Annotated in this window: 21 protein-coding genes; 14 read left to right on the top strand and 7 right to left on the bottom strand. The window is 69.2% G+C overall.

Features of this window, described 5'->3' with window-relative positions; translation table 11 throughout:
- Positions 1–77: 77 nt before the first annotated feature.
- The 6 genes from typA (at position 78) to AB0L97_RS28150 (ending at position 7,802) form a co-directional block, all read left to right on the top strand.
- Complete coding sequence (gene typA, locus AB0L97_RS28175; protein WP_355080358.1) at positions 78–1,976, top strand: translational GTPase TypA; 1,899 nt, start codon at positions 78–80, stop codon at positions 1,974–1,976.
- Positions 1,977–2,860: 884 nt separating this feature from the next.
- Positions 2,861–4,633: an ABC transporter family substrate-binding protein gene (locus AB0L97_RS28170; protein ID WP_364435322.1), complete on the top strand. Its 1,773-nt coding sequence runs from the start codon at positions 2,861–2,863 to the stop codon at positions 4,631–4,633.
- The gene (gene mshB / locus AB0L97_RS28165) at positions 4,630–5,514 is read left to right on the top strand and encodes an N-acetyl-1-D-myo-inositol-2-amino-2-deoxy-alpha-D-glucopyranoside deacetylase (RefSeq protein ID WP_355080361.1); all 885 of its coding nucleotides are present in this window, start codon (positions 4,630–4,632) and stop codon (positions 5,512–5,514) included. Before AB0L97_RS28170 ends, mshB begins: the two co-directional genes overlap by 4 nt.
- A 189-nt stretch (positions 5,515–5,703) precedes the next feature.
- Complete coding sequence (locus tag AB0L97_RS28160) at positions 5,704–7,173, top strand: amino acid permease (protein ID WP_364435176.1); 1,470 nt, start codon at positions 5,704–5,706, stop codon at positions 7,171–7,173.
- 36 nt (positions 7,174–7,209) lie between these two features.
- Positions 7,210–7,368 (top strand): hypothetical protein, encoded by a 159-nt coding sequence (locus tag AB0L97_RS28155; RefSeq protein ID WP_169332723.1) that lies wholly within the window; start codon positions 7,210–7,212, stop codon positions 7,366–7,368.
- The gene (locus tag AB0L97_RS28150) at positions 7,365–7,802 is read left to right on the top strand and encodes a hypothetical protein (RefSeq protein ID WP_355080365.1); all 438 of its coding nucleotides are present in this window, start codon (positions 7,365–7,367) and stop codon (positions 7,800–7,802) included. Before AB0L97_RS28155 ends, AB0L97_RS28150 begins: the two co-directional genes overlap by 4 nt.
- A 1-nt stretch (position 7,803) precedes the next feature.
- Here the strand turns inward: AB0L97_RS28150 and AB0L97_RS28145 are convergent, their stop codons facing one another.
- From AB0L97_RS28145 to AB0L97_RS28135, 3 genes are all read right to left on the bottom strand, one after another.
- Entirely contained in the window at positions 7,804–9,576 is a 1,773-nt protein-coding gene (locus AB0L97_RS28145; RefSeq protein WP_364435319.1) for an amino acid permease, read from the bottom strand.
- Between the two features lie 120 nt (positions 9,577–9,696).
- The gene (locus AB0L97_RS28140) at positions 9,697–11,301 is read right to left on the bottom strand and encodes a PH domain-containing protein (RefSeq protein WP_364435171.1); all 1,605 of its coding nucleotides are present in this window, start codon (positions 11,299–11,301) and stop codon (positions 9,697–9,699) included.
- Positions 11,298–11,795, bottom strand: coding sequence for a PH domain-containing protein (locus AB0L97_RS28135; protein WP_355080371.1), 498 nt, complete (start codon positions 11,793–11,795; stop codon positions 11,298–11,300). The genes AB0L97_RS28140 and AB0L97_RS28135 overlap by 4 nt, the downstream gene beginning before the upstream one ends.
- A 427-nt stretch (positions 11,796–12,222) precedes the next feature.
- On the opposite strand from AB0L97_RS28135, the gene AB0L97_RS28130 reads away from it, so the two are divergent.
- From AB0L97_RS28130 to pruA, 4 genes are all read left to right on the top strand, one after another.
- Positions 12,223–14,838: a bifunctional FO biosynthesis protein CofGH gene (locus AB0L97_RS28130; protein ID WP_364435166.1), complete on the top strand. Its 2,616-nt coding sequence runs from the start codon at positions 12,223–12,225 to the stop codon at positions 14,836–14,838.
- Positions 14,839–15,145: 307 nt separating this feature from the next.
- The gene (fdxA, locus tag AB0L97_RS28125) at positions 15,146–15,469 is read left to right on the top strand and encodes a ferredoxin (RefSeq protein ID WP_014987978.1); all 324 of its coding nucleotides are present in this window, start codon (positions 15,146–15,148) and stop codon (positions 15,467–15,469) included.
- Positions 15,466–16,587, top strand: coding sequence for a succinyldiaminopimelate transaminase (dapC, locus tag AB0L97_RS28120; RefSeq protein WP_364435163.1), 1,122 nt, complete (start codon positions 15,466–15,468; stop codon positions 16,585–16,587). Before fdxA ends, dapC begins: the two co-directional genes overlap by 4 nt.
- A gap of 117 nt (positions 16,588–16,704) precedes the next feature.
- A complete protein-coding gene (pruA, locus tag AB0L97_RS28115; RefSeq protein ID WP_364435160.1) occupies positions 16,705–18,339 on the top strand; it encodes an L-glutamate gamma-semialdehyde dehydrogenase in 1,635 nt (544 codons plus the stop codon).
- On the opposite strand, the gene AB0L97_RS28110 is transcribed toward pruA, so the two are convergent.
- Positions 18,340–19,203: an oxygenase MpaB family protein gene (locus AB0L97_RS28110; protein ID WP_355080379.1), complete on the bottom strand. Its 864-nt coding sequence runs from the start codon at positions 19,201–19,203 to the stop codon at positions 18,340–18,342.
- A gap of 168 nt (positions 19,204–19,371) precedes the next feature.
- Here AB0L97_RS28110 and AB0L97_RS28105 point away from each other — a divergent pair, with 168 nt between their 5' ends.
- Positions 19,372–20,004 carry a TetR/AcrR family transcriptional regulator gene (locus tag AB0L97_RS28105; RefSeq protein WP_355080381.1) on the top strand — a complete coding sequence of 211 codons (633 nt, stop codon included), beginning with the start codon at positions 19,372–19,374 and terminating at the stop codon, positions 20,002–20,004.
- Between the two features lie 2 nt (positions 20,005–20,006).
- Here the strand turns inward: AB0L97_RS28105 and AB0L97_RS28100 are convergent, their stop codons facing one another.
- Positions 20,007–20,726 (bottom strand): hypothetical protein, encoded by a 720-nt coding sequence (locus tag AB0L97_RS28100; RefSeq protein ID WP_355080383.1) that lies wholly within the window; start codon positions 20,724–20,726, stop codon positions 20,007–20,009.
- Between the two features lie 111 nt (positions 20,727–20,837).
- Entirely contained in the window at positions 20,838–21,689 is an 852-nt protein-coding gene (locus tag AB0L97_RS28095) for an oxygenase MpaB family protein (protein ID WP_364435153.1), read from the bottom strand.
- 137 nt (positions 21,690–21,826) lie between these two features.
- On the opposite strand from AB0L97_RS28095, the gene AB0L97_RS28090 reads away from it, so the two are divergent.
- Together AB0L97_RS28090 and AB0L97_RS28085 are read left to right on the top strand one after the other, a co-directional pair.
- Positions 21,827–23,245, top strand: coding sequence for an acyl-CoA synthetase (locus AB0L97_RS28090; RefSeq protein WP_364435150.1), 1,419 nt, complete (start codon positions 21,827–21,829; stop codon positions 23,243–23,245).
- Between the two features lie 45 nt (positions 23,246–23,290).
- Entirely contained in the window at positions 23,291–23,677 is a 387-nt protein-coding gene (locus AB0L97_RS28085) for a PPOX class F420-dependent oxidoreductase (RefSeq protein ID WP_355080388.1), read from the top strand.
- Between the two features lie 45 nt (positions 23,678–23,722).
- Here AB0L97_RS28085 and dapD read toward each other — a convergent pair whose 3' ends face one another.
- A complete protein-coding gene (gene dapD / locus AB0L97_RS28080; RefSeq protein WP_355080390.1) occupies positions 23,723–24,670 on the bottom strand; it encodes a 2,3,4,5-tetrahydropyridine-2,6-dicarboxylate N-succinyltransferase in 948 nt (315 codons plus the stop codon).
- A gap of 347 nt (positions 24,671–25,017) precedes the next feature.
- Here dapD and dapE point away from each other — a divergent pair, with 347 nt between their 5' ends.
- Positions 25,018–26,121 (top strand): succinyl-diaminopimelate desuccinylase, encoded by a 1,104-nt coding sequence (gene dapE / locus AB0L97_RS28075; protein ID WP_364435145.1) that lies wholly within the window; start codon positions 25,018–25,020, stop codon positions 26,119–26,121.
- Positions 26,122–26,321 lie beyond the last annotated feature (200 nt).

Genomic DNA, 26,321 nt, shown 5'->3' with positions numbered 1-26,321 from the left:
CGTAATCACGGAGAGTCCGTGCACGCCGGACACCGAGCACCGTCGGCTCCAACACCGAACAGCAGGAGGATTCAGGCGTGTCGTCTGCACGCGATTTTCGCAACGTCGCCATCGTGGCTCACGTCGACCACGGCAAGACGACCCTGGTCGACGCCATGCTGCGCCAGTCGGGCGCCTTCGCCGAGCGGGCCGAGCCCGTCGATCGGGTGATGGACTCCGGCGACCTGGAACGCGAGAAGGGCATCACCATTCTCGCCAAGAACACGGCGGTGCACCGGCATCACCCGGACGGCTCGGTCACCGTGATCAACGTCATCGACACCCCCGGCCACGCCGACTTCGGTGGCGAGGTCGAGCGCGGCCTGTCCATGGTGGACGGCGTGGTGCTGCTGGTGGACGCGTCCGAGGGGCCGCTGCCGCAGACCCGGTTCGTGCTGCGCAAGGCGCTGGCCGCGTCGCTGCCGGTGATCCTGGTCGTGAACAAGACCGACCGCCCCGACGCCCGCATCGAAGAGGTCGTCGAGGAGAGCCACGACCTACTGCTGGACCTGGCCTCCGATCTCGACGACGCCGCCGCCGAGGCCGCCGAGCTCGCGCTCGACCTTCCGGTGCTGTACGCCTCCGGTCGTGAGGGCAAGGCGTCCAAGGAGCGTCCGGAGAACGGCAACGCCCCGGCCGCGGAGAATCTGGACGCGCTGTTCGACGTGCTGCTGGAATACATCCCCGCGCCGAAGGGTGATGCGTCCGCGCCGCTGCAGGCGCACGTCACCAACCTGGACGCCTCGGCGTTCCTGGGTCGTCTCGCGCTGGTCCGCATCCACAACGGCGAACTGCGCAAGGGGCAGAACGTCGCGTGGATGCACGCCGACGGCGTCAAGCAGGTGAAGATCACCGAACTGCTGCAGACCGTCGGCGTGGAGCGCAAGCCGGGCGAGCTGGCGGTGGCGGGCGACATCGTCGCCATCGCGGGCATTCCGGACATCATGATCGGCGACACCCTTGCCGACATCGATGATCCGGTCGCGCTGCCGCGCATCACCGTCGACGAGCCCGCCATCTCGGTCACCATCGGCACCAACACCTCGCCGCTGGTCGGCCGGGTGCAAGGGCACAAGTTGACCGCCCGCATGGTGAAGGCGCGCCTGGACCAGGAGCTGGTCGGCAACGTGTCGCTGCGCGTGCTCGACATCGGGCGCCCGGACGCCTGGGAGGTGCAGGGCCGCGGTGAGCTGGCGCTGGCCATCCTGGTCGAGACCATGCGCCGGGAGGGCTTCGAGCTGACCGTCGGCAAGCCGCAGGTGGTCACCAAGCAGGTCGACGGCAAGGTGCACGAGCCGTACGAGGAGCTGACCATCGACTGCCCCGAGGAGTACCTCGGCGCGATCACCCAGTTGCTGGCCGCCCGCAAGGGCAAGATGGTGCAGATGAGCAACCACGCCGCGGGCTGGGTGCGGATGGAGTTCATCGTTCCCTCCCGTGGCCTGATCGGTTTCCGCACCGACTTCCTCACCGAGACCCGCGGCACCGGCATCGCCAACGCTGTGTCGCACGGCTACGCGCCGTGGGCGGGCGAGATCCGGGCCAGGCACACCGGCTCGCTGGTCTCCGACCGGTCGGGCTCGGTGACGCCGTTCGCGATGATCCAGCTGGCCGACCGCGGGCAGTTCTTCGTGGAGCCGGGCGCGGACACCTACGAGGGGCATGTCGTCGGCGTCAATCCGCGCGCGGAGGATCTGGACATCAACGTCACGCGCGAGAAGAAGCTGACCAACATGCGCAGCTCCACCGCCGACGTGATCGAGACCTTGGCCAAGCCGTTGCAGCTGGATCTCGAAGGCGCCATGGAGTTCTGCGCCGCCGACGAGTGCGTTGAGGTCACCCCGGAGGTGGTCCGGGTGCGCAAGGTGGTCCTCGGGCAGAACGAGCGCGCACGGGAACTGTCCCGGCGCAAGGCGCGCGACCGCGCGGCGCTGTAACAACTTGTGTGCCACGGTATTCGGTGTCACCGCGGGTGGCACCGAATACCGGGCAGAACCGCTGGTCGGGCAGTCGCGGGCGCTCGCATCGTGCGGGTGTACCGCCAGCCTCGCGTTCGACTCGGGCTCCTCGGGTGTGATCGCAATTCCTCGCATCACCAGGCATGGTGGCAATCGGGAGAAATTCGAGACGGCCCCGTGATGCGTGCGGTGGTGAAGTCCGGTGCCACATATTCGAGGGCTGATCGGTTTCGTTGTCGGTAATTTCGATTTGTGATCGTCTCAGCCCTTGGTATGCGGGTCCGAAATCGGTTCGTTCGCGTGGAATAAGTTTCCGAGGCGACGGCTGGTGGGAAAATTTGGTAATTGTCGACCACTACCCGTCGTGGGGTGGTGGTGGCGGGTGAAAATAATTGGCTGTGCCGTGCGCCTGTTTTATAATGTCGGCACCCGTGGTCATTCAGAGCTGTGCACGCAATGAGCTTTCTCATGCTATCGAGGGGCCTCGACGCGCGGGCGGGCCAGCGCCTGTGTGGGTTGTCGCCGTGTTGGCCGGATGGTGCTTCGACGAAAAGAATTCGTCTCCCGTTCGGCGTGTCGGCGCAAATGTTCACTTCATGTCCGAGTCGGTAGCGCGTGTGGTTGCCTAAACGACACCGATGCGCATACGGATTGCGGTGCGTCGGGTGCGGCGGGCTATTGTGCCGCGACGGTACGCCGAATATTTGCCGAGGTTCGACACGGTTTGTATGGGTGATGTCACGACCCTGCGACGCTGCTGTGTTTCCGCGCTACGCATATCCGTTCGAGCGCGTTGTTTCCGCGCTGGTCAGCAGGAATCTGGGAACGGACTCGACCGTACGGTAGAGTTCCCGAGCGTGAAAGTGGGCGCAGGAAAACGCGCAGCGTGGCGCACGTTGTTGCCGGCCGTGGCAGTGCTGACCTTGATCAGCAGCTGTGCGGCGAATCCGCCGCCGCCCATCGAGAGCACCGACAGTCCGAAGACCACACCGGTCAAGCCCGCGGAGACGACCGTCGTCGTCGCTTTGGACACCATCGGCACCGCGTTCAACCCGCATCTGCGCTCGGACCAATCCGCCGCGACCTCGGCGATCGCCTCCCTGGTCCTGCCGAGTCCGTTCCGGCCGGTGCTCGATCCGGCGCGGCCAGGGACGACGGCCTGGGTGCCGGATTCGTCGCTGCTGGTCTCCGCCGAAGTCACCGCGCAGGAACCGTTCACGATCACCTACAAATTGCGCAACGAAGCGTCCTGGTCGGATGGCGCGCCGATCGCGGCCGAGGACTTCCGCTACCTGTGGCAGGAGATGATCTCCGAGCCGGGCGTCGTCGACCCGGCCGGCTACCGGATGATCTCGGACGTCAATTCGTCGGCGGGCGGCAAGACGGTCACCGTCGTGATGACGCAGCCCTACCCCGGCTGGCGGGAGCTGTTCACCGATCTGCTGCCGTCTCATCTGCTCAAGGACGCGCCCGGCGGATTCGCCAGGGGGATGAACGGTCAGGTCAGCGGTGTCCGGGTGTCCGGGGGGCCGTTCGGGATCCGCTCGGCGGACCCGGGCCGTGACGAGATGCTGCTGGAACGCAACGACCGCTTCTGGGGCACACCGGCGATGCCGGGCCAGATCCTGCTCCGCCGCGGCGGCACCACCGCGCAGCTGGCGGGCTCGCTGCGCACCGGCGACGTACAGATGGCGCTGGTCCACGGGGGCGTGGCCACCCAGGCGCAACTGGGGGCGATTCCCTCCGTGCGCACCACGATCATGCCGCAGTCGCGAGTGCTGCAGATGGCGCTCAACGGACGCAAAGGCGACTTGAGCGATCCCCGGGTCCGCTCGGGCGTGCTGGCCCTGCTGGACCCTGCCCTGCTGGCCACGGTCGGCGCGCAGACCGGCAACTGGGTGGAACCGGCGCGCGCGCAGGTGCTCGCACCATCCGATCCCGGATACGCCCCGACCGCTCCGCCGCGTCCATCGGCGGAGGAGGCGTTCGCGCTGCTCGCCGCCGCGGGGTACGGCCGGGCGCCGGAGCCGCCGCCGGCGACCTCCCCGACCTCGCCCGCCCCGCAGCCGCGCACCGTCGGCAAGGACGGCAAGCCGCTGGCCGTGCGCATCGGCGCGGTCGACCGGGACGCCACCGCCTTGGCCGTGGCCAATACCGCCGCCGACCAGCTGCGCAGCGCGGGCATCGACGCCACGGTGCGCAGTGTCGCCGCCGACGAGTTGTACGGCAAGGAACTGCTCGAGGGCACGGTCGACGCGATCGTCGGCTGGGAGGTGGCCGGTTCCGATCCGGCGACCGTGCTGGCTTCCAGGTATGGCTGCCCGCCGCCCGCGCTGCCAGGGGTCACCGGCCCGGCGCAGGCCATCGCCGAGGCGGCGCAGCGGGCGCCGAGCAACCTGTCCGGCGTGTGCGATCCGACCCTGCAACCCGCGATCGACGACGCCCTGCGGGGCGGCGACGTGGGACGGGTGCTCGCCGAGGCCGAACCCAAACTGTGGGCCATGGCGACCGTGCTGCCGATCGTGCAGGACAACGCCGTCGCCGCGTCCGGTCCTCGGCTGGACGGCGCCTCGCTCAGCGGCGCGATCCAGGTCGGGATCTTCGGCGACGCGTCCATGTGGCGCAGGATCCCGTGACCGCGGAGACCGGTGGGCTGCTTCTGGTACACGCCCACCCGGACGACGAGTCCATCACCACCGGCGGCACGATCGCGCACTACCGCCGTCGCGGCGTGCCGGTCACCGTGATCACCTGCACCCTCGGTGAGGAGGGCGAGGTGATCGGCGACGACTGGGCGCTGCTCGCGGCGGATCACGCCGACCAGCTCGGCGGCTATCGCATTCTGGAGCTGACCCGCGCGCTGGACGCGCTGGGCGCGGGTCCGCCGCACTTGCTCGGGGGCGCGGGACGCTGGCGTGACTCCGGGATGGCGGGCACACCCGCCGCGAACAAGCCGCGCGTCTTCGTGCGCTCCGGAGACGAGGCGGTGCGGGCTCTCACGGACGTCGTCCTTCGTCTGCGGCCGCGCGTGGTCGTCGGTTACGACCCGAACGGCGGCTACGGCCATCCGGACCACATCCGGGCGCACGAGATCACCACGGCCGCCGTGCATGCCGCCGCCGGCGAAGGCTGGGATGTCCCGAAGTACTACTGGACCGTCACCGACGCCGACATGCTGCGTCTGCACACCGCGGCGCTGGCCCGGCGCACGGCCGCGGGCCTGCCCGGCGCGCTGCCGCCCGGTTGGCGACTGCCCGCCGAGGGCGAACTGGCGAGCGTGCCCAGCGACGCGGTGACCACCACGATCGACGTCTCCGAGGTGCTTTCGGCCAAGCGCGCCGCGCTGCGGGCGCACGCCACACAGGTCACGGTCGCGCCGTCCGGCCGGGAATTCGCCTTGTCGAACGGTATCGCTCAGCCGGTGTTGCCCGAGGAGCACTTCATCCTGGTGCGGGGTCGGCGCGGTCCGCTCGGTCCGGACGGGCGGGAGCACGATTTGTTCGCCGCCCCGGAGTGACGGATCCCGCCGGCGGCGGTGCGGCCGCTACCCGCGATTTCCGGACATTTCACATAATTCGCCCGCCGTTTTCGGAACTTGTCCGGGCGGCGAGCTCCTGTACCCCCAGGGCTGGCAGTTGGCGGTATCGGCGCGGCGGGTACGGTTCGGCGTGATCTCGGCACATCGAAACGGAGGATCCGTCGGTTCATGACAGCGCGCGGCGACAACGCCCACCTCAGCATCGAGGACCACGGATACCACAAGAGTCTGAAGCCGCGCCAGCTACAGATGATCGCGATCGGCGGCGCCATCGGCACCGGCCTGTTCCTCGGCGCCGGCGGGCGGCTGGCCAGTGCCGGACCCGGGTTGTTCCTGGTCTACGGCGTGTGCGGGTTCTTCGCGTTCCTCATCCTGCGCGCGCTCGGCGAATTGGTCCTGCACCGGCCGTCGTCCGGGTCGTTCGTCTCCTACGCGCGCGAGTTCTTCGGTGAGAAGGCGGCGTTCGTCGCGGGCTGGATGTACTTCCTGAACTGGTCGATGACCGGCATCGCCGACACCACCGCGATCGCGCAGTACTTCCACTATTGGTCCGGGTTCTCCGCCGTTCCGCAATGGTTGCTCGCGCTGATCGCGCTGGTCCTCGTGCTGGGCGTCAACCTGATCTCGGTGAAGTGGTTCGGTGAGATGGAGTTCTGGGCCGCGCTGGTGAAGGTATTCGCGCTCAGCGCGTTCCTGATCGTCGGCACGATCTTCTTGCTCGGCCGCTTCACGGTGCAGGGCGCCGCGACCGGGACCAGCGTGATCGCCGATCACGGCGGCCTGTTCCCGACCGGCGTCATGCCGTTGGTCGTGGTGGTGTCCGGTGTCGTATTCGCTTATGCCGCTGTTGAATTGGTCGGCACCGCAGCGGGGGAGACGGAGCATCCGGAGCAGGTCATGCCACGGGCGATCAATTCGGTGATCGTCCGGATCGCCGTCTTCTACGTCGGTTCGCTGGTCCTGCTCGGATTGCTGCTGCCGTACACGCGGTACACGGCCGACGAGAGTCCGTTCGTCACCTTCTTCACCATGCTCGGCGTCCCTGGCATCGGCAGCGTGATGAATCTCGTGGTGCTGACCGCGGCGTTCTCCAGCCTGAACGCCGGCCTCTACTCGACCGGCCGCATCCTGCGGTCGATGTCGATCAACGGCAGCGCGCCGAAATTCACCGGGGTGATGGGCAGCAACGGCGTTCCCTACGGCGGCATCCTGCTCACCAGCCTGATCGCGCTGGTCGGCATCGCGCTCAACGGCATCGTCCCGGATCAGGCGTTCGAGATCGTGCTGAACATGGCGTCGCTCGGCATCGTCGCCTCCTGGGCCACCATCGTGTTGTGCCAGCTGCAGTTGTGGCGCTGGTCCACCCGGGGACGCATCCAGCGGCCCGCCTTCCGCATGTTCGGCACGCCCTACACCGGTTTGCTCACGCTGGTGTTCCTGTTCTTCGTCGTCGTGCTGACGGGGTTCGACTATCCGGTGGGGACCTGGACCGTCGCGACCATCGCCCTGATCGTCCCCGCGCTGATCGTCGGCTGGTTCGCCGCGCGTAGACGAGTGCTGGCCATAGCGGCGGAGCGTGGCGACCCGACCGGCGAACCTCCGGTGGTCGCTGCCCTGCCTGCCGACCGGGAGAACTGATCGTGCGCCCGATCGCGCCGGAATAGACTCGGCAGTATGTACAACTGGGAGGTCCAGAACGCGATCGCGGCGTTCGTCGACAGCATGCGGCCGCACTGGCAGGAGCAGCACGACCTGTATATGACGGTGCTGTACGCGTTCGCCGACATGCAAAGCCACTTGTTGACCCTCCTCGGCTACCCGCCGGTGCCGTGACGACGAAGATCGACGACCACGCAGGCGATCGCGCTCCCGTGGCATCCGGCGCCACCCGTATCCCCGTAGGCCTCCTCGGCTCGGTGATCCTCGCGATCCTGATCGTGGACGCCCTGCTCACCCTTGCGCTCGAGGTGCTCTACCTGCCGACCTATCTGGGCTCGGTCGTTTTCCCGGTCTCCGCCGCGGTGGCGGGAGTGGTGAACGTGCTGCTCGTCGCGGGTGCGCGAACAGTGACCCGGCGTCCCGCGCTGCTGGGCCTTCCGCTGGTCGCATGGGCGTTCGGCTTCCTGGTCTGCGCGAGCGCCGGGCCCGGCGGTGACATTCTGCTCGGCAGTGATTGGCGGACGGCGCTGTTGCTGTTCGCCGGGCTGCTGCCGCCGCTGGCCTACCTCTACATCCAGGCGAACGCGCACGTCTTCGGCCGCCGCTGACTCACGCGAGCCGGACCGCCAGGGTCGCGATCACGGCCTCGGTGCGAACGCGCAGCGCGGCTGTGAGCACCGGTCCGCGCGGATTGTGCAGCGGGCGTTGCCACCAGTGCCGGGCTTCGACATGCGCCAGCAGCACGGTGACACCCAGCCCGGCGGCGGTCTGCTTGCGGACGTAGCCGACGAGCGTCGACACCAGGCTGCGATGCGGGCAGGGGAGCACCGCGAGCGGCACACCGGGATCCCACTCCTTCCACTGGGCGCTGAGCCGTTTGGTCGTGGCCGGATCGATGTCCGCGGCCACCGCGACGATCTCGCCCCGCATGCGCAGCGCGGCTTCCAAGGCGCGATAGGTCACCTCGCTCATGGTGACCACCGGGACGACCACCAACTCCTTGGCCTCCGGCGCGGGTCGCGGGGGCGGCGGGATTTCACGCAGTCGCAGCTGACGCGCGACGCCGGCGTAGTAGTTCTCGATCCGGAAGAAGAGGCCAACCAGCGCGGGAATGATGAGCAGCAGCAGCCACGCGCCCTCGGTGAACTTCTCCGCGAGCAAGACGACGCCCGCGACGGCGGTGAGCGTCGCGCCGAATCCGTTCAGCAGTGCGCGCGGCAACCACCCGCGGTCGCGCACTCGCCACCAGTGCAGCACCAGACCGGTCTGGCTGATGGTGAACCCGATGAAGACGCCGATCGCGAAAACCGGCAGCAGCCGGTGGGTTTCGGCGTCGACCGCCAGCAGCACCAGCCCGGCCAGCAAGGCGAGTGCCGTGACCCCGTACCGGAAGACCGGACGCTCCGACCGCAGCGCGAACAGCGACGGCGCCCTGTGGTCCTTGGCCAGCAGCGCCAGCAGCACCGGGAGCCCGCCGAAACTGGTGTTCGCCGCGAGCAGCAGCACCGCGGTGACCGCGAGATTGGTGAGGTAGAACAGCCAGCCGGTGCCGAACGCGGCCGCCGCCAGCTGGGCCAAGATGGTCACATCCGGGCGCGGCGTGACGTGGTGCTCGCGGATCAGCACGGCCAGGCCGAGCAGCATCGCGCCGAGCAGGATGCCAAGCGCCACCTCGGTGTGCTGCGCGCGGCGCACCGCGGAGCTGCGGAAAGCGGGCACGGCGTTGGCGATCGCTTCCACACCGGTCAGCGACGAGCATCCCGCCGCGAAGGCCTTGAGCAGCAGAACGATTCCGAGCGCCTCGACCGGCTCGATCGGACCCGGGTCGCCGCCGATCATCGCGACCGGCTCCGGCCGCAGCATCCCGACAACGATCACACCGCCGATCAGGACGACGAACAGGATCGTCGGCCCCATCAGCACCCGCGCGGATTCCGCCACTCCGATCAGGTTGATCACGGTCAGCGCCGCGAGGCCGATCAGCGTCATCGGTAGCAGTTCGTGGGCCAGGGCGGGAAAGGCGCTGGCCAGGCTGGCCGCGCCTGCGGCGAGGCTCACCGCGACGGTCAGCACGTAGTCCACGACCAGGCTGGCGGCCGCGAGCAGCGCGGCGGGCCTGCCGAGCTGCTTCTTGGCGACCGCGTACGCGCCGCCGCCGTCCGGATGCACGGCGATCACTTGCCGGTAGGAGAGCACCAGTACCAGCAACAGCGCGGCGATCGCGCAGGCAACCGGCAGCGTCCAGGAGACGGCCGCCGCGCCCGCCGCGACCAGCGCCAGCACGATCGCCTCTGGTCCGTAGGCGACGCTGGACAACGCGTCCAGGGAGAGCGCGGCGAGCCCGCCCACCGCGGTCAAACGGAACTTGTCCGCTCGCTGCATCTGCCGAACCCGGCGGTCGGCGATCCGCGGCTCCGTATGGTGCGGCTCGGTCTTGGTCACCACAGCGTCCATTGAACTCCGCCGCCGCTCGGCAACCGATCAGCGACACTGGGGGCGGGTTCAGCGGGTGCCGGGCAGCCCTGGTGTGACGGCTTGGATGAGTTCCCATGCTCGGTCGGCGGGGAGGTCGACCACGGAGTAGTGCTTCTTGCCCGCCGCGGTGGCCGCGACGACCGTAGCGACCCCGGCACGCCGTTGGAAGAAGGTTCGACGCACTGTCCAGCCGATGATGCCGGGGGCCTCGATGCAGTCGCGGTCGCGGTCGAGTGATCCGGACCGGGTGATCAGCCAGGCTGGGCTGGTGGTTGTGCGGGGCAGTACCGCGTGTCCGAGGCCGCGATAGCGGTCCTCGGCGAGGGCGAGCGCGAGGGCGAGCGTGAGGCCCGGCAGTAGCCACCACCACGGCGAATAGTGCTGTCCAGCAAGGGAGATGACGACCAGCGCGGCGGCGATGAGCACGACCGGCGCGAGCGCGCGGGTATGCCTGCGTCGCCGTGCGGCCGGACCGTGCGCGATCAGCGGGGCGCTGCCCGGCGCCGGGACGGTGTGCGCGTCCGCCGCGCCCGAACCGGTGGGCCTCGCCTCCGGCTGGACAGGAAACTCGTTGTCTCGCACTTCCTCTGGGGCGAGCAGATGGCCGAGGGTGTGCTCCACGGCGCTACGCGGGGCCTGCGGAAGGATTCGCTGCCGCGGGTTCTGCCCGGTCATGATCGCCTCGAGTTCGGCGCCGCCCGCAAGGCGCAGCAGCAGCGGTTCGGAGACCGTCGCTCCGCGCAGCCGGGCTCGATCGAGGGTGATCTGGCGGGTGGTGAACAGGCCGTGGCGCAGCTGCAAGGTCTTGCCGTCGTCGCGGACGCGCAACCCGAAATACGTGGTCAGATAGTGCGCGCACGCGGCAGCGCTGACCACGACGACGATGACGCCCAGCAGCGCGGCCGCGGCGAGCGCGAGGACGAGCACGCCGCCGTCTTCCACGTCGTGCACCGCGTCGGACCGGAAAACGATCTCACCGAGCCCGTATTGCAGCGCGAAGCCGACGATCGGCGCGATGATCGCGAACCCGGTCAGCGACAACGGGGCGTAGCGCACCCACGCCGGACTCCAGTGCCCGATCTCTCCCGCCCGGGTACGCGGGGCCGTGAAACCACCGGAGCTGTTCTGCTGCGGCTCTTTTCGTTCTTCATCCGGACCCACCCTGGCCGCAGTATGGGCGAGCAGCGCGGCGCGCAACGGCGGGACGACGCGGGCATCCAGGGCGTCGAGCTTGAACTTCTCGCCCGATTCGGCATGCTGGCCGGTCCCGATCGCCAGCACCGCCAGGCCGAGAGCCCGATGCAGCAGGTCCGCTTCGATGTCCACCGAGCGGATCCGCGACCGCGGCACCGACAGTTTCTTGCGTTCCAGCAGCCCGGTGCGCAATTCCACGTGTGTGGGCCCGACCCGATACGTCGTGGTGAACCAGCGGGTCAGCGCGAACCCGACGATCAACGCGAGCGGGATGACGCTCCACACGTGGTTGCCGCTGCTGGTCCCGAGGATCACCGAACCGATCAGCACCGGGATGAACTTCACCACTTCGGTGATCGGATGGACCAGCAGCATCCGCTTGTCCAGCCGCTGCCAGGGCGGCCCGTCCTGCTCGGCGCCGGTCGTCTCGGGGCTCATGTCGCGTCTCCGCGGTGCTGGGCGGCGATCCGGGTGAGCCGGGCCACGGTTTCCTCGGCGACCGGAAGGTCGAGCGCGCCGATCTGCACCGCACCCGCGGAGGACGCGGTGGTCACGGTGACGGTCGCCAATCCGAGCAGGCGTTCGAGCGGACCGCGTTCGGTGTCGACGGTCTGCACGCGGGAGATCGGCGCGACCCGGCTCTCCTGGGTGAGCCAGCCGACCCGGGTGTAGACCGCATCGTCGGTGACCTCCCAGCGGTGCACCGCGTACCGCCACCACGGCGCGACACCGATGTTCAGCGCGGCGGGCACGAGCGCGACCAGGAAGAATCCCAGCTGCCACCCGCGATGCGCGGAGTCGACCACCGCCCACACCAGCAGGGCCGCGAACGGGATCACCCACGTCAGGACGGCCTGCACAGTCCACAGGAGCTTCGCCTTCGGACTGGGGCGCCAGGCCGGATCGGCCATGATCGTGCGCGGCTGCGACATGCCGCCAATCGTTGCACGATCACGCGGTCGCCGTCGCGGTCGATGGTGAGCGGCCTACCGCGACGGCGCGGACCCGGCGGACGGGTGAGCGCGAGGGTCGCAGAGGGCTTTCTACCGGGAATGAGCCTCGTTGTGTGACAACCGTTTCGGGCGCATCGGGCGGTCGCCGAGGAGTTGGCCCCCGGCCTCACCTGCGAGGGTCTGGTGTGCCGGAACGGTCGAATCGGCGGCGCTCACCGAGGCCACGCTCGACGACCGAACGCGGGCCGCGCGGCGCGGGTGCCCCGGAATAGCCTCGGGTACCGCACAGTTGTCAACGCTCAACGGTGCTCCACGTCCCCGTGTGGGCTCCGTGGCGAGCGGAGCCGTGACTCGTCCGCTTCGTCGCAACCAGCACTGGAGGGAGACAGTTCCGGATGTGTAGCGCATGATCGAGGGCGTGACCGACCTACCGAACCCGAGCGTCCCATCCGCGCCGCCCAGTCCATCGGCCATGCGCCGGGCGCTGCGCAGGGCCCGCGACGGTGTCACGTTGAACGTGGACGAGGCCGCGGTGCTGCTGCACGCGACCGGCGACGACCTGGCCGACCTCTGTCGCAGCGCCGCGCGGGTGCGCGACGCCGGGCTGGCGTCCGCGGGGCGTCCGAAGACGATCAGCTATTCCCGCAACGTCTTCATCCCGTTGACCAGGCTGTGCCGGGACAAGTGCCACTACTGCACCTTCGTCACGGTGCCCGGCAAGTTGCGCGCCGAGGGCAAGGGCATGTTCCTCGAACCCGACGAGGTGCTCGACATCGCACGCAGGGGCGCTGCCCTCGGCTGCAAAGAGGCGCTGTTCACGCTGGGTGACCGGCCCGAGGATCGCTGGCCGGAGGCCGCGCAGTGGCTCGACGAGCGCGGCTACGACTCCACGCTGGACTACCTGCGCGCCGTGTCGATCATGGTGCTGGAGGAGACCGGCCTGCTGCCGCACCTGAACCCGGGCGTGATGTCGTGGGAGGAGATCGCGCGGCTCAAGCCGGTGGCGCAGTCCATGGGCATGATGCTGGAGACCACCTCGGCCCGGTTGTTCACCGAGAAGGGCAACTGCCATTACGGCAGCCCCGACAAGGACCCGGCCGTGCGGCTGCGGGCGATCACCGACGCGGGACGGCTCTCGGTGCCCTATACCACCGGGATCCTGGTCGGCATCGGTGAGACGATGGCGGAGCGGGCCGAGTCGATCATGGCGATTCGCAAGCAGCACAAGGCTTTCGGGCACATCCAGGAAGTCATCGTGCAGAACTTCCGCGCCAAGGACGACACCGCCATGCGGGACGTGCCGGACGCGGGCCTGGAGGAATTCCTCGCCACCATCGCGGTCACCCGCGTGCTGCTCGGGCCGGACGTGCCGGTGCAGGCGCCGCCGAACCTGGTCTCGCACGCCGAGTGCCGCGCGCTGATCGACGCGGGCATCGACGACTGGGGCGGCGTCTCGCCGGTGACGCCCGACCACGTGAACCCGGAGCGGCCGTGGCCGAACCTGGACACGTTGCGGGAGATCACCGAGGCGGCGGGCTATCAGCTGGTCGAGCGGACCTCCGCGCACCCGAAGTACGTGCGAGCGGGCAATCCGTGGGTCGATCCGCGGATCGGCGCGCACGTCGCCGCGCTCACCGACCCGGTGACGGGGCTGGCGAATCCGGACGCGATCCCGGTCGGCCTGCCCTGGCAGGAGCCGGACGAGTCCTGGGAGTCGGCCGGACGCGTGGACCTCAACACCGCCATCGACACCGAGGGCCGCAACACCGAGGCCCGCAGCGACGCTGCCCTCGGGCAGGACATCGTGGGCGCCTTCGGCGACTGGGACACCATTCGTGAACAGGCCCGCGATCTCGCCGTCGCCGTTCCGCAGCGGCTGGACTCCGACGTGCTCGCCGCGCTGCGCGCCGCCGAACGCGATCCGGCCGGGCTCGGCGACGCCGAGTATCTGGCGCTGGCCACGGCGGACGGCGCGGAGCTGGACGCGGTCGCCGCGCTGGCCGATCAACTGCGCCGCGACACCGTCGGCGACGACGTCACCTACGTGGTGAACCGGAACATCAACTTCACCAACATCTGCTACACCGGGTGCCGGTTCTGCGCGTTCGCCCAGCGTAAGGGCGACGCGGACGCGTTCACCCTGAGCACGCACGAGGTGGCCGACCGGGCCTGGGAGGCGCATGTCGACGGCGCCACCGAGGTGTGCATGCAGGGCGGCATCGACCCCGACCTGCCGGTCACCGGGTACGCGGATCTGGTGCGGGCGGTCAAGCAGCGGGTGCCGTCGATGCATGTGCACGCCTTCAGCCCGATGGAGATCGTGAACGGCGCCTCGCGCGGCGGCCAGAGCGTCCGGGAGTGGCTGGTCGCCCTGAAGGAGGCGGGCCTGGACACCATCCCAGGCACCGCCGCGGAGATCCTGGACGACGAGGTGCGCTGGGTGCTCACCAAGGGCAAACTGCCCACCTCGGCGTGGATCGAGGTGATCACCACGGCGCACCAGGTGGGCATCCGGTCCAGTTCGACCATGATGTACGGCCACGTGGACAACCCGAAGCACTGGGTCGGGCATCTGCGGGTGCTGCGTGGAATCCAGGACGAGACCGGCGGTTTCACCGAGTTCGTGCTGCTGCCGTTCGTGCACCAGAGCGCGCCGCTGTACTTGGCGGGCGCCGCGCGGCCCGGGCCGACCAACCGGGACAACCGCGCCGCGCACGCGCTGGCCAGGATCATGCTGCACGGCCGGATCCACAACATCCAGACCAGCTGGGTCAAGCTGGGCGCCACCGGAACGCGGGTGATGCTCAACAGTGGCGCCAACGATCTGGGCGGCACGTTGATGGAGGAGACCATCTCCCGGATGGCGGGCTCGCAGCACGGCTCGGCCAAGACGGTCGCCGAGTTGGTGGAGATCGCCTCCGGCATCGGACGACCGGCCCGGGAACGGACGACGACCTACGGCGTCCCGAAGCACAAGCGGTTGTCGGCCGCTCCGGGGCTTCAGGCGGTATTGGTCGACTGACGAGGGAGCTGCGCCGGGCGGCGCGGCGACGGCGATAGGTTCCAGCCCGCGGTGCGATCGGGCTTCCGGTCGGCCGCGGGCAGCCGGGACCGGCGCAATACCGGACCCGCCGTGGCACGCTCCGGCGCTACCTCCCACAACGCGGCCCCCAGCGCGTACCTCGGGTGGCGGAGTCGAATCGGGCCTCGCGTCGGCGTGCGCGATCCCCGAAGTTAGGGCAGGCTGACCAGTAGTAACGTGTGGTTGCCGGGATAGGGTTTCGCCGGGCGGACTATCCCGCAGGCGAGGACAGACTAGGAGAGCGGCAGTGCCGTACATCATCGCTGAACCGTGCGTTGACGTGAAGGACAAGGCATGCATCGAGGAATGCCCCGTGGACTGCATCTACGAGGGTGGTCGCATGCTGTACATCCATCCCGACGAATGCGTGGACTGTGGTGCATGTGAGCCGGTGTGCCCGGTGGAGGCGATCTTCTACGAAGACGACACCCCGGACCAGTGGAGCGGATACGTCAACGCCAACGTCGATTTCTTCGACGAGCTGGGCTCGCCCGGCGGCGCGACCAAGGTCGGCAAGGTCGACTACGACCCGCCGTTCATCAAGGAACTGCCCCCGATGGCGAGTGAGTGAGACCTGACGTGTCACCGCGTGGCCGGGTCAGCAGTCTGCTGCCCGATTTCCCCTGGGACACCATCGCTTCGGTGAAGGTGAAGGCGGCCGCCCACCCCGGCGGGATCGTCGACCTGTCCGTCGGCACTCCGGTCGACCCGGTCGACCCGCTGATCCGGACGGCGCTGAACTCCGTCGCGGCGGTCCCCGGTTACCCGACCACGCATGGCACCCCCGAGCTCCGCGCGGCCGCGGTCGACGCGCTGAAGCGGCGCTACGGGATCACCGGACTCGAGCCCGCGGCGGTGCTGCCCGCGATCGGCACCAAAGAGCTGATCGCGGGGCTGCCCCGGCTGCTCGGGCTCGGCTCGGGCGACCTGGTCGTCATCCCCGAGGTCGCCTACCCCACCTACGAGGTCGGCGCGCTGCTGGCGGGCGCGCAGGTGCTGCGCGCGGACGGACTGACCCGGCTCGGTCCGCAGACGCCCGCGCTGATCTACGTGAACTCGCCGTCCAACCCGACCGGCCGGATACTCGGCGTCGAACATCTGCGCAAGGTGGTCGCCTTCGCGCGGGAGCGCGGCGTGATCGTCGCCTCCGACGAGTGCTACCTGGGACTGACCTGGGAGGGTCGCGGCGTCTCCTTGCTCGACCCCGAAGTATGCGACGGCGACCACACCAACCTGCTGGCCGTGCATTCGTTGTCCAAGACCTCCAACCTGGCCAGCTATCGCGCCGGATTCGTGACGGGCGACCCGGAGCTGGTCGCGGAACTGCTCGAAGTGCGCAAGCACGCGGGCATGATGGTGCCGTTCCCGATCCAGGCCGCGATGACCGCCGCGCTCAGCGACGACGCGCACGAGGCGCGTCAGCGCGAGCGGTACCGCGCCCGACGCGACGTGTTGCGAAAGGCTTTGCAGGCCGCGGGTTTCCGGATCGATCATTCCGAGGCGGGCCTGTATCTGTGGTCGACGCGTGGTGAGCCGTGCCGGACCACGTTGGAATGGCTGGCCGATCGCGGCATCCTCGCCGCGCCCGGCGACTTCTACGGCCCCGGCGCGAGCGAGCACGTGCGGATCGCGCTGACCGCGACCGACGAGCGGATCGCGGCGGCGGCCGAACGGCTCGCCGCGGGCTGACACCTTCGTCGCCGCTGCGCGCGAGCGCGGCCATCGTTCGAGGCCGCGGTCGCACAACGGGCACAGCGAGGCGTGTCGGCGTCCGCGCCCGCCCTGCCCGGCGAGCTAGCCTGAGGTATGGACGCTGTCACGGTTGTCCCCACGCCCGGCAACGAGCCGGTGCACTCCTACGCGCCCGGAAGCCCCGAACGGGAGTTACTCCTCGGCAAGCTGGCCGAGCTGTCCGCGGAACCCGTCGACGTGCCGCTGGTCATCGGCGGCAAGCATCGACCCGGCCTCGGCGAACGGCACGACATCGTCACACCGCATCGGCATCGGCACGTGCTGGGGACCTACACCGACACCACCCATTCGGAAGCGCACGGAGCCATCGACGCCGCGACGGCCGCCGCCCCGGGGTGGCGGGCGCTGCCGTTCGAGGAGCGCGCCGCGGTGCTGCTGCGCGCCGCGGACCTGCTGGCCGGGCCGTGGCGGGAGACGATCGCCGCGGCCACCATGCTCGGGCAGTCGAAGTCGGCCCAGCAAGCCGAGATCGATGCGCCGTGCGAGCTGGTCGACTTCTGGCGGTTCAACGTCGCGTTCGCGCGGCAGATCTTGGAGCAACAGCCCAGCTCCAGCGCCGGGGTGTGGAACCGGATGGACTATCGGCCGCTGGAAGGGTTCGTCTACGCCATCACACCGTTCAACTTCACCGCCATCGCCGGGAATCTGCCGACCGCGCCCGCGCTGATGGGCAACACGGTGGTGTGGAAGCCGTCGCCGACGCAGACGTTGTCGGCGTTCCACACGATGCGGCTGCTGGAGGCGGCGGGCTTGCCGCCCGGCGTGATCAACATGGTCACCGGCGACGGGGTGCAACTGTCGGAGGTGGCCTTGGCCGATCCGCGGCTGGCCGGTATCCATTTCACCGGTTCCACCAAGACGTTCCAGTACCTCTGGCAGCAAGTGGGCGCGAATATCGGTCGGTATCAGGGCTATCCGCGCCTGGTGGGGGAGACCGGCGGCAAGGACTTCATCGTCGCGCACTCCTCGGCCGACCCCGGCGCGCTGCGCACCGCCCTGATTCGCGGCGCCTACGAGTATCAGGGTCAGAAGTGCTCGGCGGCCTCACGCGCCTACATCGCGCGGTCGGTCTGGCGCGCGATGGGCGACGAGTTCCTGCACGACGCCGACCGGCTGAGCTACGGCGACGTCGCGGATCTGTCGAATTTCGGTGGAGCGCTGATCGATCGGCGCGCGTACGACAAGAATGCGGCGGCCATCCGGCGCGCCGCGGACGCGGGCGTCGCCATCCCGGTCGGCGGAACCTACGACGACAGCGAAGGCTGGTTCGTCCGGCCGACCGTATTCCTGACCGACAATCCGCACGACGAATCGTTCGCCACCGAGTATTTCGGCCCGATCCTTTCGGTGTACGTCTACGACGACGCCGAACCCGGCTCCTACAGTGCGATACTCGCCGAAGTCGAGTCGGCTGCGCCTTACGCGCTGACCGGAGCGGTGTTCGCGCAGGACCGGTACGCGATCGAAGAGGCCGACGCCGCACTGCGTTTCGCGGCGGGCAACTTCTACGTCAACGACAAGCCCACGGGTGCGGTGGTGGGGCAGCAGCCGTTCGGCGGCGCACGCGCCTCCGGCACCGACGACAAGGCGGGCTCGCCGTTGAACCTGCTGCGCTGGGTCGCGCCGCGGACGATCAAGGAGACCTTCGTGCCGCCCGTCGACTTCCGCTACCCGCACATGGAGAGGTGATCAGACCAGCGGCTTTCCCTGCCGCAGGCGCCTGCGCAGGTCGAACAGATAGGCGTTGAGCGGGAACATGCGTGCCGCCGCGGGCAGCCGACCGTGCACGGCTCCGAGGATCCGCAGCAGCCGGTCCAACCGCCGCTGGTCGCGGTCGGTCCAGGTCATGCCCATCTCGTCGCGCAGGTGCTGCGGAAGCAAGCCGGTGACGATAAAGCGCTGCAATCCGGCGAAGACCACCTGCACCGGTCGCGGCATCATCTTCAGGTCGATCAGACCGTTGAAGTAGTCCCGAAGCTCCGGCTCGATGCCGCGCTGCTTCAGGTTCTCGTCCCAGTACCGCTGGAACTCCGTGCGATTCGCCGGCCACATCTCCGGCCGCATCTGCAGGGTGGTGCCCAGGCGGGCGGCGTAGGTGTAGAAGGCGTCGGCGGTCGCGTCGTCCATCGGGCCGTGCATCCGCGTGTAGAGGTCATCGATGCCCCAGTACAGGCACGCGGCGACCCACAGCTGGAGATTGGGGTCGAAGGCGTTGTACTTGACCGGGCTCGCGGCGGTGGAGCGCACCGACCGGTGCGACACGTTGACGGCCTCCCGGTAGGCGTCGCGTTCGTCATCCGACCCGAGCAGCGCCACGGCGATATAGGTGAGGGTGGTGCGCAGCCGCTTGATCGGGTGCAGTGTGACCTTGCCGCTGTCGACGGTGCTCTCCAGCACGCCGCGGCCGACCGGGCGCAGGCTCAATTGCATGATGACGTTCGCCGCGCCGCCGAGGAATGCGGCGACGCCGTCGACGTACTGCGCGACCGTCTCGGGGGTGAGGGTCTGGCTCGGATCCGGTTCGTGCTCGGCGGTGCGCAGCGGCGCGGTCATCGTCGACCTCGTCTTTCGTGTCCGCCCGATCCCAGAGAATCGGTCGATGAGAAGATAATGCCCTAACTTTCTCATCGACTCGGTGAGCTGTCAATCGCCGCGGGTAGGCGATGATGGTGTGCAATGCTGAAAGTGTCATCGTGTCGCTGTCGCGGATAGGGTTGAGGTATGGCCAGGCTGACCAGGCTGCTGCCGCTGGTGCGCAGCGCCGCCCCGGAGGATCGCAACCAGGCGCGGGTACTGGACGCGGCGCTGCTGGCGTTCCTCGACTTCGGTATCAAGCGCACCAGCATGGTGGAAGTGGCGCGTCGCGGCGGATTGTCGCTGGCCACGCTCTACCGCCGCTTCGCGAGCAAATCCGATCTGATCCGGGCCGTCGGACTGCGGCAGACGCGCGACTTCATCGAGGAGGTCGACGCCGCGCTCCAGCGTCAGGTCGATCGCGACGCGAGCGCCGAGGACCAGATCGTCGAACTGTTCGCCGCGTTCATCAACGGCCTGCGAGGAAACCAGCTGATCCACCGGCTGCTGGCCACCGAGCCCGAACTCGTGCTGCCGTACCTCACCACCCAGGGCGCGCCGGTCATCGAACTCGGCCGGGATTACCTGGCCGAGTTCATCACGCGGTTGCAGCGGGAAGGCAAGTTGCCGGAATACGATCCGGAGCCGCTGGCCGAGATGATCGCTCGCACCGCGCTGTCACTGGCGCTGACCCCGCAGACCGTGATCCCGCTCGGCGACGACGCATCGATCCGGCAGTTCGCCCGCGATCACGTCGTGGTGTCCTTCCGGGTGCGCTGACGTCAGCGGTGCTGCGGAAGGCCGAAGAGCATCGCCCCGAGCGCGGCCATGACATCCGCCGTCTGCTCGGCCGCGGTGCCGTGGGTGTGCGCGGTCACCGCGAAACCGGGGCCGTAGGACGTCGAGGCGACCTCCGGCTCGCCGAAATCCGACCAGCCCCATTTGCTGCCCTGGACGAAGGGCCATCGTGCCGTGCCCCAGTTCTGCTCGGTGCCGTCTCGGGCCGTCGATCCCGCCGCGGCCATCCATCCGAAGATCGGTGATCCGGGATCGGTGCGCAATTTGGTGGCGAGGAAGTCGGACACGTTCGCCGTGCTGGTCGCCCCCGCGCCCCAACTGGGTCCTGGCACCGTCTGGGCGAGGCCGTATTCGGCGGCGATGGCCGCGATGGCCTGTGGATACTTGGCCTCCATCACGGTCGCGGCTCCATCATCTGAGTAGCGGATCATTTGCTCTCCCAGCATGCGGTCCTCGGCCGAGCCGTCGCCGTGGCGCAGGGCGTAGTCGGCAAGGAAGAGCTTCGACAGCGACAGACTCGAGCGTGACTCGTGTTCGTTCGGTGTTCCCCAGCCGATGCCGACCGAGGTGCGTACGGAGATCGCCGTGCGCGGCGGCACCGCGGCCACTTCGGTTTCGGCGGATTCCTCGGCAAGGGCGACCGGCGCGGCCAGCGCCAGGAACCCGCAGGCGATCAGCGCGGTCAACGTCGTTCGGTAGCCCATCGTCTCCTCCTGGCTGGTGGCGTCACGTCGCGTCGGACGGCGCTGTGCAGGCACGATCAGCAATACGAGATGCGATTGCCCACCAGTAACTGGAATGAAACGAGGGTTGGCTCAGACGAGACGAAGGCCGAGTCGACGCCGGATGCGCATATCCAGGAGATAAGCGTTCAGCGGGAATGCGCGGATCGTTCGCGGTAGCCGGGACTCGGCGGCCCCGACGGCGCGCAGAAGGTGGCCGAGTACGCGTTCGTCGCGGTCGGTCCAGGTCATCCCCATCTCGTCGCGCAGGTGCCGGGGCAGCAATCCGGTCACGAAGAAGCGGTGCAGGCGCCCGAAAGCCAGCTGCGCGGGTCGCGGCAGCATGCGTAGGTCGATGAGGTCGTCGAAGTAGGCACGGACCGTCGGATCGATGCTGGTCGCCGCGAGATTCGCGCTCCAGTACTCGGTGAAGGCGCGGCGGTCTGGAGGCCACATCGCTGCGGGCATCTGGAGGGTGGTGCCGAGCCTGGCGCCGAGACGGTAGAACGCGTCGGCCGTCGCTTCGTCCATCGGGCCGTGCATGCGCTCGTACAGATCCCGCGCTCCCCAATGCAGGCAGGCCGCGACCCAGAGTTGCAATGTGGGATCGAAGGCGTTGTAGTGCACCGGGCTCGAGTCGGTGGAGTGGACCGGACGATGCGAGACGTTGATCGCTTCTCGGTAGGCGGCGCGTTCCTCGTCGGTGCCGAGCATCGCTACGGAAAGGTAGGTCAACGTGGTGCGCAGCCGTTTGACCGGATGCAACATGACGTTTCCGCTGTCGACGGTGCTCTCCAGCACGCCGTAACCGACCGGCGGAGCGCTCAGCTGCATGATGACGTTCGCGACGCCGCCGAACAGGCCGGCCACGCCGTCGAGGTATTGCCCGATGTCGAAGGAGTCCGGCGATTCGGGACGATGCGTCGCGGAAAGTGGCCTCGTCATCGTCGACCTCGCAGTGCTGAGAAAGCTATGCACCAACGTTCTCACCACGTCAGCGGGAGTGTCAACCGTCACATTCGACGCCGGTCGGCGCGGGATGCCGCGGCACCGCCGCTGATCCGGCGAAGTAGCGTGAGCGAATGCCGTTCGGTCCGCCGCTGCTGCTCAGCTCCCTGAACCCGCTCGCCGTCGCAGGCGGAGCGGACATCCCCGACGCCGTCACCATCGACGGCGCCACCCTCTCCCGCAGCGATCTGCTGGGCGCCGCCACTTCGGTGGCCGAACGCGTCGCGCGCGCGGAACGAGTGGCGGTGTTCGCCGAGCCGACCGTGGAAACCGTGCTCGCGGTGGTTGGCTGCCTGATCGCGGGCGTCACGGTGGTTCCGGTGCCCCCGGACTCCGGGACCGCGGAACGGGCGCACATCCTGGCCGATTCGAGCGCTCAGGCGTGGCTGGGGAAAGCGCCGGAGGACGCCGACCTACCCGTGGTGCCGGTGCGGCGGCACGCCAGATCCTGGCACACCTACCCCGAACCCGACCCGGCCACTACGGCTTTCGTGCTGTACACCTCGGGAACCACCGGCCTGCCCAAAGGCGTGCTACTCAGTCGCGGCGCGATCGCCGCGGGTCTGGACGCCCTGGCCGAGGCATGGGCTTGGACCGCGAGTGACACGCTGGTGCACGGGCTTCCGTTGTTCCATGTGCACGGGCTGATCCTCGGCCTGCTCGGTCCGCTGCGGGTGGGCAGTCCGTTGATCCACACCGGTAAGCCGACGCCACAGGCATACGCGGCGGCCAAGGGTTCGCTGTACTTCGGCGTGCCCACCGTGTGGTCGCGGGTGGTCGACGACCCCGACGCGGCGAAGCAGTTGACCGACGCGCGGCTGCTCGTTTCCGGTAGCGCGCCGCTGCCGGTGCCGGTGTTCGAGCGATTGCGCGAGCTGACCGGGCACGCGCCGGTCGAGCGCTACGGCATGAGCGAAACCATGATCACGCTGTCCACCCGGGCCGATGGTGAGCGCAGGCCGGGCTGGGTCGGATTGCCGGTGCGCGGTGTGCGCACCCGGATCCGGGACGAGTCCGGTGCTCCGGTGCCGCATGACGGCGAGAGCATCGGGGGCTTGGAAGTGTCCGGACCGATGCTCTTCGACGGTTACCTGAATCGCCCGGAGGCGACCGCGCGGACCTGGACCGAGGACGGGTGGTTCCGGACCGGCGACGTCGCCGCCATCGACCCGGAAGGCTTTCATCGCATCGTCGGCCGGGAATCGGTGGATCTGATCAAGTCCGGTGGTTACCGGGTCGGCGCGGGCGAGGTCGAGACGGTGCTGCTCGGTCACCCCGCGGTCGCGGAAGCCGCGGTGGTCGGCCTGCCCGACGACGATCTCGGCCAGCGCATCACCGCCTTCGTCGTGCTGCGCGTCGCCGCGACCGAGCGTGAGTTGATCGACCATGTGGCCGAAGAACTTTCGGTGCACAAACGCCCGCGCGAGATCCGCGTGGTCGACGCGCTGCCGCGCAACGCCATGGGCAAGGTGCAGAAGAAGAAGCTGAGCTGACCGCGGGGTTGACCTCGAGTTAGGTAGAGGTTCTACGGTCGGCGCATGACTGCGACTCTGACCACCGAACACATCGACTACCTGCACACCCAGCGGCTGGGCCGGCTGGCCACCGTCCGGCCCGACGGCACCCCGCAGAACAACCCCGTCGGCTTCCGCTACAACGCCGACCTGGGCACCATCGACATCGCGGGCTGGAACATGGGCGACTCGTGGAAATTCCGCAACCTCGCCACCAACGACCACGTCGCCTTCGTCGTCGACGACGTCGCGTCGGTCCAACCGTGGCGCGTCCGCTGCCTCGAGATCCGCGGCACCGCCGAAGCACTCACCGACGTCGACCCATACATCCCCGGCGTCTCCCGCGAAATGATCCGCATCCATCCCCACCGAGTCATCGCCTTCGGGCTCTCGGAAGCGCCTTCGGCCTGATCCGAACTTCGCGAGTGGCACAACCATGTGCCACTCGCGGAACGTTCAGTCGTTGGCGTGGAGGTCGGCGTTGAGTTCGATGCCGGTGCCCTTGCGGGGGACTACTTCGACGGCGCCGGTGGTGGAGTTGCGGCGGAAGAGGAGGTTGTCGCGGCCTGCGAGTTCGGCGGCCTTGACCAGGGTGCCGTCGGGTGTGGTGACCTTCGTGCCCGCGGTGAGGTAGAGGCCGGCCTCCAGGACGCAGTCGTTGCCGAGGGGGATGCCGAGCCCGGAGTTCGCGCCGAGCAGGGACCGTTCGCCGATGGAGATGACCGTGGTGCCGCCGCCGGAGAGGGTGCCCATGGTGGACGCGCCGCCGCCGATGTCGGAGCCGTCGCCGACCACGACGCCCGCGGAGACGCGGCCCTCGATCATGGACGCGCCGAGGGTGCCCGCGTTGAAGTTCACGAAGCCCTCGTGCATGACGGTGGTGCCGGAGGCCAGGTGCGCGCCGAGGCGGACCCGGTCGGCGTCGCCGATGCGGACGCCGGAGGGCAGCACGTAGTCGACCATGCGCGGGAACTTGTCCACGCTGTACACCGTGACGGGGCCGCGGGCGCGCAGCTTGGCGCGGGTGGCCTCGAAGCCATCCACCGCGGCGGGGCCGTGGTTGGTCCACACCACGTTGGTGAGCAGGCCGAACTGGCCGTCCAGGCTCACCTCGTGCGGCTTGACCAGGCGGTGCGAGAGCAGGTGCAGGCGCAGGTAGACGTCGTGCGCGTCCACCGGGGCGGCGGACAGGTCGGCGATCGTGGTGTGCACCGCGATCACGTCGACCCCGCGGGCGTCGTCGAAGCCGAGCAGAGCCGCGTACTCCGCGGGCGCCTCGTCCAGCCGCTTGCTGCCGGTCTCGGCGAACTCGCCCAGCTGCGGGTTCGGGTACCACGTGTCCAGCACGGTCCCGTCCGCGGTCACGTTGGCGATACCGATTGCTGCTGCTCCCTGGATACTCACGGCCTAGAGGTTACCGACCCGCGACCGGCGATGGTGCGGCTGCTCCGGAGAGCGCGATCACCAGGCTCGATACGCCTCCAGCTCCAGGACCGGTCGGCCGAGTGCCCTGGTCAGCAGTCGCGCCGACGCTCGATCGCCCGATCAACGAGACCACTGCGCCGACCGGAGATACGCGCGACGGTGGCCGCACTGTCGCACGCTGAACAGTGTCTGGGCCGAGAATGACCGCACCATCGCCTGGACGACTCCGGCGAGATGCCGGCGCACGATGGCGGTCCCGGACGATGCGGCGGCACACCGGCCGGTACCGGCGGGCCTCGCGGGTGACCGGTCGTAGGGTGAAGCGCGTGACCATCGACCTGCATGCGGACCCGATCACACTGACCGCCGCCCTCGTCGACATCCCGAGCGTCTCGCGCGACGAGGCCGCCATCACCGACGCGGTGGAGCGGGCACTGGTGGAGCAGACGACGGGCTTCGAGATCCTCCGGCACGGGAACGTGGTGCTGGCACGCACCCACCGCGGGTTGCCGACCCGGGTGATCCTGGCCGGGCACTTGGACACCGTGCCGATCGCCGACAACGTGCCCGGCCGGTTCGCGGTGGGCCCGACAGGCGAACAGGTCTTCTACGGCTGTGGCTCGGTGGACATGAAATCCGGCGACGCGGTCTTCCTGCATCTGGCCGCCACCGTCGCCGATCCGGTGCACGACCTGACCCTGATCTTCTACGACGGCGAGGAGATCGCCGCCGAGTTCAACGGCCTCGGGCACATCGAACGCGACCTGCCCGACTGGCTCAGCGGCGACCTCGCGGTGCTCGGCGAACCGTCCGGCGGCTGGATCGAGGCCGGTTGCCAGGGCACGCTGCGCGTGCGGCTGAGCGCCTCGGGCGTGCGCGCGCACTCGGCGCGAGCATGGCTGGGGGACAACGCGATTCACCGCTTGGCCCCGGTCTTGCAGCGGCTCGCCGACTACCGCGCCCGGGAAGTGGACATCGACGGCTGCGTCTATCGCGAGGGACTGTCCGCGGTCCGGGTCACCGGCGGCGTGGCGGGCAACGTGGTGCCGGACGCCGCCGAACTGGACGTCAACTTCCGTTTCGCGCCCGACCGCACCGTCGACCAAGCCGTCGAGCACGTGCGCGAGGTCTTCGCCGGGCTCGAGTTGTCCTTCGAAGTGACCGACTCGGCGCCGGGCGCGCTGCCGGGGCTGACCGCTCCGGCGGCCAAGGACCTGATCGCGTCGGTACAGCGCCACGGCGGCGGCGGTGTGCGCGCGAAGTACGGCTGGACCGACGTCTCGCGTTTCGCGGCCCGCGGCATCCCCGCCGTCAACTTCGGTCCGGGCGATCCAAACCTCGCGCACAAGCGCGACGAACACGTTCCCGTCGACCAGATCACCGCGGTCACCGCCATGCTGCGCGGCTACCTGAGCGGCACTCCGGACTGAACGGCGGGTGCGAAGCCGCGGGTGCCGCCGCATCCGGCCCGGGATCGTCGCGACCGCCGTACTGCCGCCGCGCGCGTGATCGACCGAGCACGAACTTCCCGCGCCCGTCCGTCCGCGTGATCTCGTTCGTGGCGATCTCCGCGACGGCGTCGATCAGAGGTCGAAGAGGTCCGGCGAGCCCGTCCGAGTGCACCTGGATG

The sequence above is a fragment of the Nocardia sp. NPDC051911 genome (genome assembly GCF_040681035.1).
Taxonomy (GTDB): Bacteria; Actinomycetota; Actinomycetes; order Mycobacteriales; family Mycobacteriaceae; genus Nocardia; species Nocardia sichangensis.
This window is presented reverse-complemented; position numbering and strand designations above follow the sequence as displayed.